Source organism: Candidatus Acidiferrales bacterium, assembly GCA_036514995.1.
In the GTDB taxonomy this organism is placed as follows: Bacteria; Acidobacteriota; Terriglobia; order Acidiferrales; family DATBWB01; genus DATBWB01.
Map to the genome: position 1 here is coordinate 1 of DATBWB010000102.1, position 16,978 is coordinate 16,978.

Annotated in this window: 10 protein-coding genes; 6 read left to right on the forward strand and 4 right to left on the reverse strand. The window is 60.5% G+C overall.

Annotated features, from left to right (window positions below; all coding sequences use genetic code 11):
* The 3 genes from VIH17_07290 to glnA all read right to left on the reverse strand — a co-directional run.
* On the reverse strand, positions 1-1,019 hold a 1,019-nt coding region (locus tag VIH17_07290), incomplete at its 3' end, for an aconitase family protein (protein ID HEY4683039.1).
* A 515-nt stretch (positions 1,020-1,534) separates the two neighbouring features.
* Entirely contained in the window at positions 1,535-4,477 is a 2,943-nt protein-coding gene (locus tag VIH17_07295; GenBank protein HEY4683040.1) for a hypothetical protein, read from the reverse strand.
* 206 nt (positions 4,478-4,683) lie between these two features.
* Complete coding sequence (glnA, locus tag VIH17_07300; GenBank protein HEY4683041.1) at positions 4,684-6,093, reverse strand: type I glutamate--ammonia ligase; 1,410 nt, start codon at positions 6,091-6,093, stop codon at positions 4,684-4,686.
* A 234-nt stretch (positions 6,094-6,327) separates the two neighbouring features.
* Here glnA and VIH17_07305 point away from each other — a divergent pair, with 234 nt between their 5' ends.
* Positions 6,328-6,879 (forward strand): arginine decarboxylase, pyruvoyl-dependent, encoded by a 552-nt coding sequence (locus tag VIH17_07305; protein HEY4683042.1) that lies wholly within the window; start codon positions 6,328-6,330, stop codon positions 6,877-6,879.
* Between the two features lie 100 nt (positions 6,880-6,979).
* Here the strand turns inward: VIH17_07305 and VIH17_07310 are convergent, their stop codons facing one another.
* Positions 6,980-8,098, reverse strand: coding sequence for a deoxyhypusine synthase family protein (locus VIH17_07310; GenBank protein HEY4683043.1), 1,119 nt, complete (start codon positions 8,096-8,098; stop codon positions 6,980-6,982).
* A 134-nt stretch (positions 8,099-8,232) separates the two neighbouring features.
* Between VIH17_07310 and speB the strand changes: the two genes are divergently transcribed.
* The 5 genes from speB to VIH17_07335 all read left to right on the forward strand — a co-directional run bounded on the left by speB (position 8,233) and on the right by VIH17_07335 (position 16,977).
* The gene (speB, locus tag VIH17_07315) at positions 8,233-9,144 is read left to right on the forward strand and encodes an agmatinase (GenBank protein HEY4683044.1); all 912 of its coding nucleotides are present in this window, start codon (positions 8,233-8,235) and stop codon (positions 9,142-9,144) included.
* Between the two features lie 258 nt (positions 9,145-9,402).
* The gene (locus VIH17_07320) at positions 9,403-10,773 is read left to right on the forward strand and encodes a sialidase family protein (GenBank protein HEY4683045.1); all 1,371 of its coding nucleotides are present in this window, start codon (positions 9,403-9,405) and stop codon (positions 10,771-10,773) included.
* A gap of 567 nt (positions 10,774-11,340) precedes the next feature.
* Entirely contained in the window at positions 11,341-12,543 is a 1,203-nt protein-coding gene (gene dinB / locus VIH17_07325) for a DNA polymerase IV (GenBank protein ID HEY4683046.1), read from the forward strand.
* Between the two features lie 82 nt (positions 12,544-12,625).
* Entirely contained in the window at positions 12,626-15,898 is a 3,273-nt protein-coding gene (locus VIH17_07330) for a DNA polymerase III subunit alpha (protein ID HEY4683047.1), read from the forward strand.
* 143 nt (positions 15,899-16,041) lie between these two features.
* Complete coding sequence (locus tag VIH17_07335; GenBank protein HEY4683048.1) at positions 16,042-16,977, forward strand: hypothetical protein; 936 nt, start codon at positions 16,042-16,044, stop codon at positions 16,975-16,977.
* Position 16,978 lies beyond the last annotated feature (1 nt).

Consider the following 16,978-nt stretch of genomic DNA (forward strand, 5'->3'; position numbering starts at 1 on the left):
CTCGCCTGGCTTACCATCTCGTACACTTGACGCGAGCCCGGCGTGACGGTCAGGCTGACGTGGGGGTGGACGATTTTACCTTTCAGAACTTTCCCAACGACCATCAAATCGCGGAACGATGAATTCGTACAGCTTCCGACACACACCTGATCCACTCTTGTGCCCTCGACATCGCGCACCTTCACAACGTTGTCCGGGCTGTGGGGTTGGGCGATGAGCGGCTCCAGAGCATTCAGATCAAGCTCGATAAGCTCATCGTAGGTAGCGTCCGGGTCCGGCGCCAGGGGCTTCCAAACCTTGTCTCTCCCTTGCGCGCGCAAATACGCGCGTGTCAAGTCATCGCTGGGAAAAATGGAAGTGGTAGCGCCCAGCTCGGCACCCATGTTCGTAATCGTCGAGCGTTCAGGAACGCTCAGCGAGACAACACCCTCGCCAAAGTATTCGATAATCTTTCCCACGCCGCCTTTCACGGTGAGCCGGCGCAGCATTTCGAGGATGATATCCTTGCCGGAAACCCAGGGCTGGAGCTTGCCCTTCAGCCGGACACCGAGAATCTTGGGCATGGTGGTGTAGAACGGCCCGCCGCCCATGGCCACGGCCACGTCGAGTCCCCCCGCGCCGATGGCCAGCATGCCGGCGCCACCGCTCGTCGGCGTATGGCTGTCCGAGCCGAGCAGCGTTTGCCCCGGCGAGCTGAAACGCTCCAGGTGAACCTGGTGACAGATGCCGTTTCCCGGCCGGGAAAAGTGAATGCCGTATTTGGCCGCAATCGTCTGAAGGAAGCGGTGGTCATCGGCATTCTCAAACCCGGTCTGCAACATGTTGTGATCCACGTAGCTGACCGAAAGCTTGGTGCGCACCCGCGGGATGCCCATCGCCTCAAATTGCAAATAGGCCATCGTTCCGGTGGCGTCCTGGGTGAGCGTTTGGTCCACCCGGAGAGCGATCTCGGCCCCCGGCTCCATTTTGCCTTCCACAAGATGTTCTTCGATGATTTTGTAGGCGAGCGAACGGCCCATCTTTCCCCTCAACGAGAAGACAACGCTTCAGGACACGATGTGGAGCGGCAAAGTCACTTGACGTATTTAGAATAACATTCGCTCAGGAGCAAAGCAAGGAACCGCGCCGCGCTGCGCTCTGAAGATTCGTTGTTGAAACTTTTACTTAATCTCTACGTAGTGTGCCAGAACTTGTGGTTTTGGCGCACACGATTGAACCAGCTCATGCTTCGGTCTTTCAACCAACTGCGCAGGTATTCGAAGGCGGCTTTTGGGCACGCTTTCTTCGAGCGGTCTGACCTCGCCTGGGGGAACCAGAGACTGGAGAACCCGCGAGTGGCTCCAAGTTCGTACAGCAGTCCACTGATAGCAGCAGCAACGCTGTGGCTACGACCACGTCAAGAACAACTTCTTGATCACCGGCAAGCTGGCGCGCTATGGGCACCTTTTTCTGGTTCTGACGGGGCAAACGCAGGATCTGGCTCGTCCTCTTTATCAGCAGCTTCCTTCCGAGAAAACGTATCCGTCACGCGGTCTCACCGCACGAGCTTTTGATAGAGCTGGCGGGCGATGCGCTGGTGTTCCAGAAGCCTGTCCGTCAACGACGCGGCGGAAATGGACTTCCCCTGCCACCGGGTAAGCATTTCAGCCACCGCCGGCAAGTGGGGCCGTTCGGGGAGAGTATCGTGGGCCCGACCGGTCGCAAGTCGAATGGCATGATCCAGGCTGCGAAAGAAAGTGGCTGCCCCGCGAAGCCCGGCGGCGTCCTCAGCAGCGAGCGCACCTGCCTCTTCGAGCGCCCTGATCTGCTCAAGGGTATTTCTCGCCCCTGGCGTTGCTTTGGACCGCAACCCGGAAAACGCGAGCGCATAGTCCACGTCATAGAAGCCGCCCACGCCAGTCTTGAAATTGGGCTGTTTTGGATCGCCAGCAATTTCCTGCTCCAGCCGCTCCCGTATTTGACCGAGCGACGCTGCCAGGCCGGGATCGTTGCTGAACCGGTCGAGCAAAATGCCCTGTACCTCTTGCACCACCGCTTCGCCGAGCTGGCGATTGCCCGCGACGGGTCGCGCCTTCAGATAGGTAGCCGCTTCCCAGGCCTGCGCCTCGCGGCTGAAATATTGGCGGAGATAGCTTGCCGGTTGCACCAGGTCGCCTTGTCCGCCTCCGGGGCGAAGCCGCGCATCCACCGAGAGCACCGTGCCCTCGCGGGTATGGCTGCTCAAAAGATGAACGAACCGTTCAGCCAAGCGTCGCCACCCATCCCGTTCCTCAGCCGAGAGGTCCTCGGCAGCCACAAAAACAAGATCAGCGTCGGAGCCAATGTCCATTTCCTGCGTGCCGAGCCGGCCGAGCGCGAGGCAGGCGAAGGGTTGCCCCTCCGGGTTGACATCGCATTCGAATTTTTCCAGCAGGACGAGCTCCCACGCCTCGGTCAAGGCGCGTTCCGCCGCGCGCGAGATTCCCTCCAGTGTCTTCCACAATGACATATGCCCGGCGATGGATGCCGCGCCGAAATGAGTGAGCGCTGCGCGGTAATCGGCCCGCAGCGCCGAGAGGCGTGCCGGAAGAGAACATTCGGCAACCCTTTCCTCCGGACGTGCTGCCTGGACAAAAGTGGATCCAGCACAACCGGCCAGGAAATGGCAAATCTCTCTTGGATGGCGGGCAGCCAGGTCCGTCGCCCAATCACTCAGCGCAAAAATCGGAATCAACTTCGGAATAAGCTTGCGGTGAGCGTCCATCTGGTTCAGAGCCGACTCATTTTCAACCACTGCGGCGAGCGCCCGGCGAAGACGTCGCCGTCCCTGGTCGCTCAGCTCCAGCGAATCAATGGCGCTCGCCAGGGCCGGCCTCTTCTCCCGCAGGGTCGCGAACACGCCGGCATACAGGCTCTCCGGAGGAGCTAGGGAGGAGGCGGAAGGTTCCCGGATCCTCAGATCGGCTGCGGCGGACGGTGTTTCTTCGTGCAGGATCCTCTCGTAGATTTCCCGGACCTCGGTCAGGTGCTGCCGAAGCCGGTACACAAAGTGGTCGGCGAGCGCCTGGCCGCCTCCCCCGCCTCCCACTGGGCTGCTGCGCCGGGCGAGCAATTCCAATTCCCGCTTTTCCGTGGGAAGTGTGTGGGTTTGTTGCCCGAGCACGAGTTGTAGCCGGTGCTCGACATCGCGGAGGAACTCGTAGGCGGTGGCCAGGCGAAAGTAGTCTCGCCCGGTGAGATAGCCCTTGTCATGAAGCCTCTGGAGCGCAAAAAGGGTGCTGCCCGAGCGGAGCCAGGGGTCCTTGCCGCCATAAAGCCGCTGCAAACATTGGGCCAGAAATTCAATGTCCCGGATCCCGCCGCGGTCAAGCTTGACGTTGATCGGCAGGCGTTTCTTGCGTCCCGAAGTTGCGGGACGAACTTGCTGGCGCGAGATTTCTTCGCGGGCATTAAGAACTGCCTCCACCGCAGCCAGGTTCGGTTCGTGCTGATAGACCAGCGGCAAAACCTGCTGGAGAAATTCCCGCGCCGTGGCCGGGTCGCCAGCCGACCAGCGCGTCTTGATGAGCATTTGCTGCTCCCACTCGCGGCCGCGCGTGCGGTAGTAGTCCAACGCTACCGGCACGCTCACCGCAATGTCACCCTCCTGGCCCTGCGGCCGAAGACGAAGGTCCACCCGAAAGACCGCCCCTTCCGAAGTAAACGCCGTGATCAACTTGAGAACGGCGTGGGCAAGACGAACAAAGAACTCAGAATTGGCAATACGACTCGGCTCCGCCCCGACGCCGCTGGTCGTGCCTTCATGGCTGTAGAGAAAGAGCAGGTCAATATCGGAGTTGTAGTTCAGCTCCACCCCGCCGAGTTTGCCGAGCGAGAGGATCGCAAGCTGTGCCTCGATGCGCCGGCCCTGGTTATCGAGCGATTGCGGCGCGCCGTATTCGGCTTGAAGGCGCTGAAGGGCGAACCGCAACGCTTTCTCGAGCAGCACATCGGCCAACGTGCTCAGTTCGGCGGTGCATTCCGCCAGTGTGGACACGCCCAGCACATCTTTCAGCGTGATGCGGAGGTATTCCCGACGCTTGAAGCGCGCCAGACGCACCGACGGGTCGTCCTCAAACGAAGTTGCTTCAAAGCGAGCCAGCTCCTCCAGCAGGTCTTCACGGGATTTGCTTCGCCCCAGGTTCCGGTCGCGATGCAGCCACTGGATCACTGCCGGCTGCTGGATCAGGGTCTCTGACAGGAAGCGCGAGTGGCTGAAGAGCAAAAGCAAATAGTGGAGGGCGGCGGGAAAGCGGTTGAGGTATTCAGTGACTTCCACCGCGCAGCTTACCGAGAAGCGTTCCAGGAAATTGAGCGCACCATCGGGATCCGGAACCTGAGAAAGCTGCGTCGGGAGAGCGGCGTAGAGCGGCGTCGGCAGGCGCTGCTGCAAAAGGGCAAGGTTGGTTTCAGCGCGCTTCGGTTCGACAAAAGCAATACCCGTGAAAGCCGCGTCCATGGGCTTCCCGCTTCCTCGGCCTTTTTATATCACAAGGCACGCGAACATGGGCGGGAATCGGCTGCGTTCAAAGCGAGTCAGGACAGGTTGCCAACCGCCGCGTCGGGAGGAGAGCGAACTGCGGCGCTTGTCTCCGGCCACAAGGCGCGCTTGCCAGCGGGATAAACCAAACGGCGGGCTGCCGGCCACCGCTTCCGGAACCGGAACTAGATGTCGTAGTACAGGGCAAACTCGTACGGATGCGGCCGCATGCGCATCGCGTTCACTTCGTTTTTCATCTTGTAGTCGATCCACAGTTCGATGACTTCCTCAGTGAACACGTCGCCTTTGAGCAGGAACTGGTGATCCTTCTCCAGGGCTCGCAGCGATTCTTCGAGTGAGCCCGGCAGCGACGGCACATTTTTCAGCTCCTCCGGGCTCAGGTCGTAGATATCCTTGTCGAGCGGCTCTCCCGGATCGATCTTGTTCTCGATGCCGTCGAGGCCGGCCAGCAACATCCCCGAAAAAGCAAGATAGGGATTGCAGGAAGGATCCGGCGGGCGAAACTCGACCCGCTTGGCCTTGGGACTCACCGAATACATCGGAATCCGGCACGCGGCTGAGCGATTGCGGCGGGAATAAGCCAGATTCACCGGCGCTTCGAACCCGGGCACCAGGCGCTTGTAGGAATTGGTCGTCGGCGCAACCAGAGCGGCCATGGCGGGAGCGTGTTTGAGCAAACCGCCGATGTACCACAAAGCCATCTGGCTCAGCCCGGCATACCGGTCGCCGGCAAAGAGCGGCTTCTCCTTGAACCACAACGATTGGTGGGTGTGCATGCCGGAACCGTTATCTTGGAAAAGCGGCTTGGGCATGAAGGTGACGGTCTTGCCGTATTGAGCCGCCACGTTGCGGGCAATGTATTTGTAGAGCATCATGTTGTCGGCGGAACGGAGGAGCTTGCCGAACTTCAAGTCGATCTCGGTTTGGCCGCCGGTGGCTACCTCGTGGTGGTGGCATTCGACCTCAAGGCCGCACTGCTCCATCATCAGCGTCATCTCGCTGCGCAAGTCCTGATAATGGTCCGTCGGCGGCACCGGGAAGTAGCCCTCCTTGTAACGAGGACGGTAGCCGAGGTTGTGCCCCTCGCGCCCGGAGTTCCACCGGCCTTCCTCGGCATCAATGAAATAAAAGCCGTGCTGCTCGCGCTGGTCAAACCGAATGCTGTCAAAAATGAAGAACTCAGCTTCGGCGCCGAAGTAGGCCGTATCGGCAATTCCCGAATAGCTGAGGTACGCCTCCGCTTTGCGAGCAATGTAGCGCGGGTCGCGGGGGTAGTTCTGCTTCGTCACCGGATCAATGATGTCCCCGATCATGCACAGCGTCGGGGTGTCGCGGAAGGGATCCATCAGGTGCCAGGTGGGATCGGGCACGAGCAGCATATCCGACTCGTGAATAGCCGCCCAACCGCGAATTGACGAGCCGTCAATCCCGAACCCGTCTTCGAAGGATTTCTCAGTAAGCTGGTGAATCGGGAAGGAAATGTGATGCCACAACCCCGGCAGGTCGGTGAATCGTATGTCCACGATCTTGGCGTTGTTCTTCTGCGCGAATTCCAAAACACTTTTCGGATCCATTCGCCTTCTCCTCGGTCAATTGGCCGGCGGGAATTTTAACCGCCGAACATAGCCCATCCTCTTGCGTTCGTCAATAGTCTGCGAGGCCGCGGAGCAGGCAAGAAGTGGCGAAAGGAATTGACGCTGGAGTTTTTTTCTGCTATTCGTTTCCTCGGAAAAGCGTCATCGGGCCCGTCGCCCTTCTTCCTTGAAATTTGTCTGCATCCGGAGGCAAAGAGTCTCGCAACGCGAAATATGTTTGTACCCAAGAAAATTTTCCTGACCAAGGGCGTCGGAAAACACCGCGAGCGACTTTCAAGCTTTGAGCTGGCGCTGCGTTCGGCCGGCATTGCCGCGTGCAATCTTGTCCGCGTCTCGAGTATCTTCCCGCCGCATTGCAAGCTGATATCGCGTACCGAAGGCCTCAAATTACTCAGCCCCGGCGAGGTCATCTTCTCCGTCCTGAGCGAAAACGCCAGCCGCGAGCCGCACCGCCTGATTGCCGCCTCCATCGGCGTGGCGCTCCCGGCGGACAAATCCATGTATGGCTATCTCTCCGAGCACCATTCGTTCGGCGAGCCGGAAGACGTGGCCGGCGACTATGCGGAAGAACTGGCAGCCGAAATGCTCGCCACCACCCTTAACGTCGAATTTGACTCCGACCTCAACTGGGATGAAAAGAAGGAGATCTATCGCATCTCCAACAAAATTGTCCGCACGATGAACGTCACCCAGTCCGCTGTCGGCGACAAGCGGGGCTTCTGGACCACCGTGCTCGCTTGCGCCGTGCTCATCGGCGAAGCTTAGCGCCGTTTGAACCCGATGTGCCCGCTCTAGAATGACGGGGCTGGCTGGCACCGGGCGGGCTGAGTAGCGGCGATAAGCGAAGAGACGAGCGGAAACGCGGCTACCTTCGAGTCTTGGAATGTCTCCGGCGACGCCCCGCGCTTCCGCGGAAGTAACCTAGGCGTTCGAGCACGGAACCCGCCACGAGCGGCAGCGCCACGGTCGCGTCTTCCAGCACCTCGGCAAACCGCCCACCTTCTTCCGCCGGAATGAATTTTCCCCAGGAAATGGCCTCCGAGTACGTGCTTCCGGAAAGCCCGCCCCAGTGGGCCGGCTCGGGACAGATGCGCACTCCGTAGCGGTAGCGCTTCAGCGGCATCTTCACCAACCCGCGGCGGACGAGCAGCTCAATGTACACGCCGAACTGCTGCGACCAATTGCGCGGAACGCCGCCACCGATCGTGAAAATCCCCAGGCGCTTTTGCCGCGCCAGCGTTGTGGCGAAGTAGTCGAAATCCTCGAACGGGTCATAACGCAGCTTGACTTGCCCGCTGCGTTCCCGCTCGCGCATTTCGAGAGCGAAATCGATGCCAAGTTCTGAGTCGGTGAAGGCGGGCACGAAGACCGGCACACCTCGCTCGTACGCGGAACGGAGAATGCCTCGCTTGCCGCCGGCCCGCCCCGTACCCATGCGGTACGGGGCCCGGGCAAGGTACTCGCCAATCCGGTGATTCAACTTCCAGCTACACACCGCCTCATTTGGATCCCATCGGCGGAAAATCGCCTGCAACACTTTCTCCACATGATCCAAGTTGACCTCAGGCTCGAGCGAGTCGTAAACGCGGTTGTAACCTGCCAGGAAAAGTTCCGCGTCGTTCATCTTTTCGTCATAACGAAAGTGCGAGCGCCCGGTGGCCTCGACCAGGCCGTGCGCCATCAGCGCGCCCGTGGAGACGATCGCCTGCACCGCTCCGGAGTCGATCAAATCGCAGATGACCAGGCCCATCTTGGCCACGGTCATGGCGCCGGAAAGCGTCAAGACAACGAAACACTCTCGGTCGCGCACCATCGCTTCCAGGACGTCGGCGGCATCGCCCACCTGCCGCGCCGTGAACGCGGTCCGCCCCATCGCCCGCACCAGATCATCGATGGAATGAAGGCGCGAAAGGTCGAGCGGATAAATGGGGGCGAGCTTATCCTTGATGGGGTCGTGCAGGCGTCGCGCAATTTTCTTTGCCATTCGCTCTCCTCGAATGTAAGGTATGCGGGGTCGGCTCGCCCCGCCCTGCGGGACCAAAAACCAAACGGCCCCGGCGCGCAATACGCCGAGATAGTACAAAACATTGCGCACCGGCAGCAATCAGACTTTGCTCCATGGAAATCGTCGGCCAACCCGGCAAACAGCAAACGATCAATCCGCCGCCTAACTTCGGCGACTTGCCCGCAGAACACTCGCGCTATGAAACGGCGCGGGTCGTCGTCTGGCCGGTGCCGTTCGAGCGAACCACAACCTACAAACACGGCACCAGCCGGGGGCCCGGGGCCATCATTGACGCCTCGCGGAACATGGAGACATACGACGACGAACTGGGCTGCGAGATTTTCGAAAAGATCGGCGGCATTGCCACGGCCGCGCCGCTGCCCACGCAAGAAGCACCCCTCGAAAAAGTCATAGCCGACCTGCACACTGCCGCCTTGCAGTTTCTATCCGATGGAAAATGCTTCGTGATGCTCGGCGGCGAACACTCGATCACCGCGCCGGCCGTCGCCGCCTGCGCCAAGAAATTTCCCCATCTTTCGGTGCTCCAGATTGACGCCCATGCCGATCTGCGCGACACGTATCAGGAGAGCAAGTGGAGCCATGCCTGCGCCATGCGCCGGGTCGTGGAAATCTGCCCCGCTGTCCAGGTCGGCATCCGCGCCATCTCTTCGGAAGAAGCGGAAATCATTCCCCGGTTACCGACCAAAATTTTCTGGGCAAAAGACATCGCTCACCGGCCGCCGGAAGAGTGGGTGCCGCATGTCGTGGCATCCCTGACAGAAAATGTCTATCTGACGGTGGATCTCGACGGATTCGATCCATCCTATGTGCCCGCCACCGGCACACCCGAGCCCGGCGGCTTGAACTGGCACCAGGTCACTTCCCTCATCCGCGAAGTTGCCCGCAAAAGGAAGATTGTCTCCATGGATGTCGTCGAATTGCTTCCTCAGCCCGGCGACCACGCTTCCGACTTCCTCGCCGCCAAACTCATTTACAAAGCAATTGGGTACATCTTTTTGCGATAGGCGGCTATGAACAGTCTGCCGTTCGGGACATCGGAAAGGATTTGCCTTTTCTGAGTACCAGGCAGCCTGTTACCGCACGAATCGCGCCGCGACCGCCAATGGTAGTTCATGGTTCCCTTTCCTGTGCTCACCTGCTAGGATAGACGCCCACGGGCGGTCGTCGGCACCGCAGTTCCATCGGTTGAATTAACTCTCAGTTGGTCGCGCAAGGAATCGTGTTGGCTGGTCTCGGGAAACCCGAGGCGACAAGGAGGCTCTATGAAACGGATTTTCGCGTTTGCACTTTTCGCGATGCTTGTTGCTTCGCCTCTGATCTTGATGGAGCAGCCCGTCCATGCGGACAGGCGAGTGCCCCGCATCGGTCCGATTCAGCAAGTCACGGATGATCCTTTCGGCGACAATGAAATCTCGATTGCGATCAATCCTCTTAATCCAAAAAACATCCTCGTGGCTTTCAATGATTTTTCACCTGCCAACTCTGTGGGCTGGGCCTTCACTCTGGACGGAGGCAAAACCTGGACAGTCAACGAAGCCCTTCCCAACCTGACGACACCCACCGGAGGAGAGTGGGATTTCGCTGCCGATCCCTCGGTGGATTTTGATCGCTTCGGCAATGCGTACATCGGCGTCTTGGCGTATGACGCAACCGGGCAAGGCGCTTCCGGCGGGGTATTTGTCTACAGGTCGCGCGACTTCGGCAGGACGGTGGAGGGCCCCTTTACTGTCATCCGCGGCGTCCGGCTCAACCGCGTGCACGATCACCCTTTGATGAAGGTTGACAATTCCGGTGGCATCAATGATGGCCAGCTTTACACGGCCTGGTCTCAGTTTTTCGGTTGGGGGCTGAAGGCTATTTCCGTATTCTCCAAGTGCGTGGATCCTGCCGCGACGGGCGCCATGGTGTTCACGCCGCCGGTCGTGATTTCCGATCGCCACGACGCGGAAATCTTCGATGTTTCGGCGACGGGAGCGCGCGACGGAAGCATCTACGCTACCTTCGGCGGCTGGAAGAATCCGAGTATCTGGAACGAGCAGATCATCTACGTGGCGCGCTCCGACGACGGCGGGGCCAGCTTCCAGCCGACAGTAAAGGTCGCCGACATCGTGCCCGCCCCGAAGTTCCTTCCCAATAGCGGCTGGCGCAGCACGGAGCAACCGAGTGTTGCCGTGGACAACAACACGGGGCGCGTGTATGTGGCGTATGGCAACTACGCCAGCGGCGATAACGACATCTATTGCCAGTTTTCGGACGACAACGGACAGACTTGGAGCCTGCCCGTGCGCGTCAACAACGACGCGTTTGGCAACGGCAAGGATCAGGTCTTTGGCTGGATGACAGTTGCACCCAATGGGCGCGTGGACGTGGTCTTTTACGACCGCCGCGACGACCCCAACAACACACTCTTACACATCTACTACGCTTTTTCCACCGATGGCGGCCTTTCCTTCACGAACGTCCGCGTGACGGATACTCCGATTGACGGCAATGCGCAGGTCCCAGCCGGACTGTCACGGCCCTTCCTCGGCGATTACATCGGCATCGTCTCGACGGAAAAAACCGTGAGGCTCGGCTGGACAGGAAACGGAACCTCAAACCTAGCGGTCTTCAGCGCTGCGGTTGAGTATTGACCTGGCACCGGCGCAAAAGGACCAGAAGAAGTACCTCTTGACTTTCGCTTTTTATTCGCCTATGCTATCCCTGGCTGGAGGCAAGAATAGGAGGTAGGGAGAGAGGCAAACTTACCCCGACTGATCGGGGCGCAAAAGGTCACTCCCCTGCCTCCTGTTCTATCTTCCCCTCCCGCCCACAAGCCCTTCCAGCCATTGCCTTTCCAGCCTTGACATCAGGAAGTGTCTATGCCTTCGATCAGCAGCGCTACTCCCCGAATTCACTCCCCCAAGCCCCCAGGCTTGTCCCGAGCGGAGCCGAGGGACACCCGCCTGGGGGATTCATCCTCAGGCTCGCTCTCCAGAACCCCCACGCATCTGCGCCGAGCCCCCAGGCTTGTCCTGAGCGGAGCCGAAGGGCACCCGCCTGGGGGAGCGATGGAACGTTTCCCTCTGGGAGGTGTCGAGGCAAGCGGGTCAGCCCGCCAGCCCCCGTGCCCCCACGCACCTGCACTGAGCCCTCAGGCACCTGCCCTGAGCCCCCAGGCTTGTCCTGAGCGGAGCCGAAGGACACCTGCCTGGGGGGTCATGCCGAAAATCGTGCACGTGGACGTGGACGCCTTTTTCGCGTCGGTCGAGCAGGTGCTGAACCCGGCTCTGCGCGGAAGACCAGTTCTAGTCGGCCGGGGCGTGGTGGCCTCGGCGAGCTATGAAGCCAAAGCGCTGGGCGTTAAGACGGCTATGACGATTCGCCGCGCCCGCGAGCTTTGCCCGCAAGCCATCCTGGTGGACGGCCGTTACGAGCATTACGCGGACTATGCCGAGCGCATCCGAACGATCCTGCTGGATTTCACGCCGGCGGTCGAGCAATCGGCGCTCGACGATTTCTATCTCGATTTCACCGGCACCGACCGGCTCTACCCGGACTTCTCCGGCAAGCTGCGCGCGTTGCAGCAACACATCCAGGAAAATCTCGGCCTCAGCGTCTCGGTCGGCACCGCCACGAGCAAGATGGTCGCTGCCATTGCCTCGCGCCTGCGCCGCCCGCGCGGCTTCCACATTGTCCCGCCGGGCACCGAAGACGAGTTCCTCGCCCCGCTGCCCATTGAAAAACTCTTCGGCATCGGCCACAGCCACGAGCAGGTTTTGAAAGAGCGCGGGATTCGCACCATCGGCGAATTGCGCCGGGTGCCGCGCCCGTTGCTCATCGCCACCTTCGGCGAAGCCATCGGCAGCCAGCTTTATGATCGCGCCCGCGGCATGGACCCGCGCGAGGTGACGGCGCCCACAATGCCCAAATCCATTTCGCGCGAAACCACCATCGAGGGCGGCACCATTGATCTCGATTTTCTGCTCGGGCTGATCGAGTACCTCGCCGAGCGGGTGGCCTCGACCCTGCGCGGGTTCAGCCGCCAGGCGCGAACGCTTGCCGTCCGCATCCGCTACACCGATTTCGGCGACGCCGCCCGTTCCACCTCGCTCCAGCCGCCCACCAACGACGAAAAGAGTCTGCTCGAAACAGCCATGAAAATTTTCCATGCGCTCTATACCCGCCGCGTGGCCATCCGCTTTGTCGGCGTCGGCGTGGCGAACCTCGAGCCGGAGAGTTTGCAAAACAACCTGTTCGACAAAAACCGGAATCGCCGCTGGTATCTGAGCCGCGGCGTGGACAACGTGCGCAAGAAATTTGGCTGGAATGCTTTGTTTTACGGCAACGGCTTCGCCCTGCGCGAGCACTACTCGACCGAGCGCTTTGGCCTCGTGCTCTCGACGCCGTGCCTTTCACGGTGAAAGTTCACACCTTACCAACACCCGAGCCGCCCGCACGAGCGGCTCCTGTTTTCGAGTTTCGAGTGTCGGTTTTCGAATTCCGATGTTTGTCCATCTTCACTGTCACAGCCACTACTCCTTCCTCCGGGGCGTGCCGTCGCCGGAAGAATTGATCGAAGCAGCGGCGCGGATGGAGATGCCGGCGGTCGCGTTGACCGACACGAACGGCATGTACGCGGCGATTCCCTTCTACCAGCGGGCGCGGGAAGCGGGCGTGAAGCCCATCCTCGGCACTGTACTGGACATCGAGTTTCGTCCCGAAGTCCCGGGATCGAGTTTCGAAACTCGTAATGCAAACGCAGCCGCCGGAGTAGCGGAAGGAACGCTGGTGCTGCTCGCGGCGAACCACGAAGGCTACCGCAACCTTTGCCGCCTCACGACCCTGCGTCAACTGGAGGACCGCCCGGTCACGCTCGAAGAATTGAACCATCACCGTGCCGGCTTGATTGTGCTCGGCCGCCGGCTTCGATCCGCCTCCGTGCTGCGGGAGATATTCGCCGAAGCGTTCTACTTCGAAGTCTGGAACCACAATGACGCTCCGAGCCGCCACCGTCTGCGCGCTGCCGCCAAGCTCGCCCCGCAGGCGGGCATGCGCCTCGCGGCGACGAACGGCGTCTATTTCCTGGCGCCGGAAGATTTCCTCTATCACAAAGTTTTGAACGCGATCCGCGTGGGAACGCTTCTTTCCAAGATTACGCCGCCGGAGATCACGAGCGCCGAAGCCCACTTTCGCAGCGAAGCGGACATGCGCCGGGCATTCCTGGAATTCCCCGATGCGCTGCGGGCCACGATGGACATTGCCGATCAGTGCGACGTGGAACTCGAGCTGGGCAAGCTGGTCTTCCCTCGCTTCGAGTTGCCGCCGGGCGAAACCGCCTTTTCCTATCTCTGGAAGCTTTGCTTTGACGGCGCCCGCGAGCGTTACCGGCCATTGACGCCGCCGGTCCTGGCGCGGCTCGAACGCGAATTGAAGATCATTGATCGCCTGAACCTTGCGCCCTATTTCCTCATCGTCTGGGACATTGTCCGCCACGCCCGCGAAAAAGGGATTCCTTCCGTCGGGCGCGGCTCGGCCGCCTCCTCGATCGTCGCCTACTGCCTCGGCATCACCCGCATCTGCCCGCTGCGCTATGGACTTTACTTTGAGCGCTTCCTGAACGACGAGCGCGGCGATTGCCCGGACATTGATCTGGATATCGAGGGCCTGCGCCGCGACGACGTCCTGGATTACGTTTACAAGAAATACAGCCCGGCGGCCGTGCCCGATTCGGGCGCGGCGAGTGACGGCCGCGTGGCAATGGTTTCGAGCTTCATCACGATGCAAGCGCGGCTGGCGGTGCGCGAGGTGGCAAAAGTGTTTGGTCTCAGCCCGCAAGAAGTGAATCCCTTTACTCGCCGCCTGCCACATCGGCCGGTGTCCGAGATGCTCGAAGCGATTCGCGTTCTACCCGAGTGCCGCTCGCTGCCGGTGGACGAGGAACCCTACCGAACCATCCTTCAGGTAGCGCTGCGGCTGGACAATTTCCCGCGCCACCTGGGCATTCATCCTTGCGGCACGGTGATTACGCCCACGCCGCTCACCGATTGGACGCCGCTGGAGGTGGCGACCAAAGGAATCGTGGTCACGCAGTACGACATGAACGCCATCGAAGCGCTCGGCTTGATCAAGATGGACCTGCTCGGCCAGCGCGGGCTCACCACGCTTTCCTTTGCCTTGCGCTACATCGAAGAGAACCACGGCAAAAAGATTGATATTGATCGCCTGCCGGAGGACGACCGGCTCACCTGGGACATGATTGGGCAGGGGCGCACGATGGGGCTGTTTCAAATCGAATCGCCCGGGATGCGGCAACTCCTGCGGAATATTGGCGCCGACTCGATTGACGACGTCTGCCTGGCGCTGGCGCTGATTCGCCCGGGCGCGTCGGAATACGGCTCCAAAGAAGCCTTTCTCAGGCGTTTTCGCGGCCGGGAACCCGTGCGCTATCCGCACCCGAAGGCCGAGCCGATCTTGCGCGAGACGCTCGGCATCTGCATTTATCAGGAGCAGGTGCTGCGGCTGGCGCAAGAAATTGGCGCATTGACCCTTCAGGAAGCCGATTTGCTTCGCAAGCCGCTGCATAAAGTCTCAGCGCCGCGCGAACGGGCAAAGCTCCGCGCCAAATTCCTGAAATCGGCGGAGCGGATGGGCATCCCGCTCGAACAGCGCGAAGAGGTCTGGCGGGCGGTGGAGAAATTCGCCGGCTTTGGCTTTTGCAAAGCCCACGCCGCCACCTACGCCGACATCTCCTACCGCATTGCTTATCTCAAGGCGCACTATCCCGCCGAACTGCTCGCTGCCATGTGCAGCTCCGGCGCCGGTTTCTATCACGTCTCCGCTTACGTGGAAGAGGCAAAGCGCTGGGGACTCAAGGTGCTGCTGCCGTGCATCCATCAATCGCAGATCGAATACACAGCGGAAAGTGACGGGGAAAGCGCAGGAGGTAAAGGAAACAAAGAGAACCTTTGCCTTTCGCATTGCCTGCGCATCGGACTGATGCAAGTGAAGAACCTCAGCGCCAAGACAATGCAGGCGATTCTTTCGGCGCGAAGGGAGCGGCCATTTGATTCGCTCGAAGATTTTCTGCGGCGGGTGCCGGTGGAATACGCTGAAGCGGAGGCGCTCATCCGCTGCGGCGCGATGGATTGCTTTTTGTCCTCCGCTGAGCCCCGAGGCGCGTGCCTCGGGGCACAACAAGCAATCCTGGGGCTCGGGGAGACAGGGGTTTCAGGGCTTGGAGATAGAACAAGCAACCGGAGCTCAAAACCATCGAGCCGTCCCGAACTCCTCTGGTTGCTCAATCTTATTTTCAAAAAGGCCGAGCGGAGCCGCACGGAGACCGAGCAAGAGCTTTTTGGCGGCATGACACGGCCTCTCGCCGAGCCTGACGCCGTGCCCCGGCTGCCGGACTATTCGCGCGAGCAGCGCCTGGCAGCCGAGGGGGAAATCCTCGAAGTCTTTGTGAGCGGCCACCCGCTTGACTTGATTGCGCGTAACGGAGAGCTTTGGAGCACGGATTTGCCGAAGCACGCCGGCCGGCGAGTGCGCGCGCTCGGATGGCTCATCACCTATCGCCATGTTCCCACTAAGACCTATCGCAACATGATGTTTGTCACGCTCGAAGACCAGCGCGGAACGTTCGAGGTGGTGATGTTTCCGGAAGCCTATGAGCGCTACGGTCGCTGGGTATTTGAAACGCGCATCTTGCGGGTCACCGGGCGGGTCGAGCCGGACGGACAATTGAACTGCGAGAAACTTGAAGCCGTGCAGCTATAAAAAATCCGAAAAACGAAACTTGAAATTCGAAAAACGGATACCAAACACGATTTTCGCTTTTCGATTTTCGAACTCGCTGCCGATGACCGAAAGGAAACATCCGCTCTTTACAATCCAGCCGCCTCAGTGGGATACTTTGGCCGATGGGTACATCGGCGCGTCGAAAGCGAAACGCCCCGACCCCAGCCCTCCTCGCTGCCCTGCTCCTCCTGACATCGCTCGTGGTGTCGGCTGACGAATTGCGGCTAAAGGACGGTAGCCTGATTCGCGGTACGTTGGTGGGTCTGGAAAACGGTCAATTCAAAGTCCTCACAAGCTGGGGCACAGCCTTTGTGCGGAAAGAGGCGGTGGCCGCCATCGCCGTCGGCGAAGATGCGGCGACCAAACCGATGCCATCGCCAGAACCTTCCCGGTCAGCGATCCTGCCGGCTATCACCCTGCCGGCCGTCAAACCCGAGCCTCCCAAACGGCCACCCTTGGCTCCGCTCACCTCGGCCAAGCTGATTGCGCCCGCAAAACCGCGGGTGGATTTGCCCGCGCTGCCCAGCCCGCGGGCGCTTCCGGCGAGAGCATTGCCGGTCGCCGACCCCACGGCCGATTCGCTACCCGCGCCACAGATCATCGAGCGCGTAGAGGGAACAACCTACAAGAACGAAACGTTCCAATTTGAGCTCTACAAACCGCCAAGCTGGCGAGTGTTGGAAGGTGCGCCGCGTGTTTGGCCGGCGGCCATCGCTGCCCTGGGCAAGAGCGACGAATCCGCTTTGCTGGTGATTGCTCGCACTTCCCTGCACGGCAGCGTTGCCTCGGAGGCAGCGGCCGCCGAAAAAAGCTTGCTGGACACCTACGCGAACTATCTCAAGCTCCAGGAGACGGCTACCGCGCTGGCAGGCGCCAAGGGAATCCTCCGGCGCTTTCAAGGCAACGTGGATGATGCTCTTTGGAAGGGCGAGGCGGTTTACCTGGCCCGGGATGGCATCCTCTATACGATCATGGGAGTCTCGCGCAGCCTTGATCCGAACGAATTCGACCAGGCCATCGTGACGAGAGTGATCCGCTCGTTTCGATTTCTGCCTTGAG

Coding starts and splice junctions, on each gene's coding strand:
- VIH17_07295 (HEY4683040.1), bottom strand. CDS start 4,477: ATGGACGCGGCTTTCACGGGTATTGCTTTTGTCGAACCGAAGCGCGCT.
- glnA (HEY4683041.1), bottom strand. CDS start 6,093: ATGGATCCGAAAAGTGTTTTGGAATTCGCGCAGAAGAACAACGCCAAG.
- VIH17_07305 (HEY4683042.1), top strand. CDS start 6,328: ATGTTTGTACCCAAGAAAATTTTCCTGACCAAGGGCGTCGGAAAACAC.
- VIH17_07310 (HEY4683043.1), bottom strand. CDS start 8,098: ATGGCAAAGAAAATTGCGCGACGCCTGCACGACCCCATCAAGGATAAG.
- speB (HEY4683044.1), top strand. CDS start 8,233: ATGGAAATCGTCGGCCAACCCGGCAAACAGCAAACGATCAATCCGCCG.
- VIH17_07320 (HEY4683045.1), top strand. CDS start 9,403: ATGAAACGGATTTTCGCGTTTGCACTTTTCGCGATGCTTGTTGCTTCG.
- dinB (HEY4683046.1), top strand. CDS start 11,341: ATGCCGAAAATCGTGCACGTGGACGTGGACGCCTTTTTCGCGTCGGTC.
- VIH17_07330 (HEY4683047.1), top strand. CDS start 12,626: ATGTTTGTCCATCTTCACTGTCACAGCCACTACTCCTTCCTCCGGGGC.
- VIH17_07335 (HEY4683048.1), top strand. CDS start 16,042: ATGGGTACATCGGCGCGTCGAAAGCGAAACGCCCCGACCCCAGCCCTC.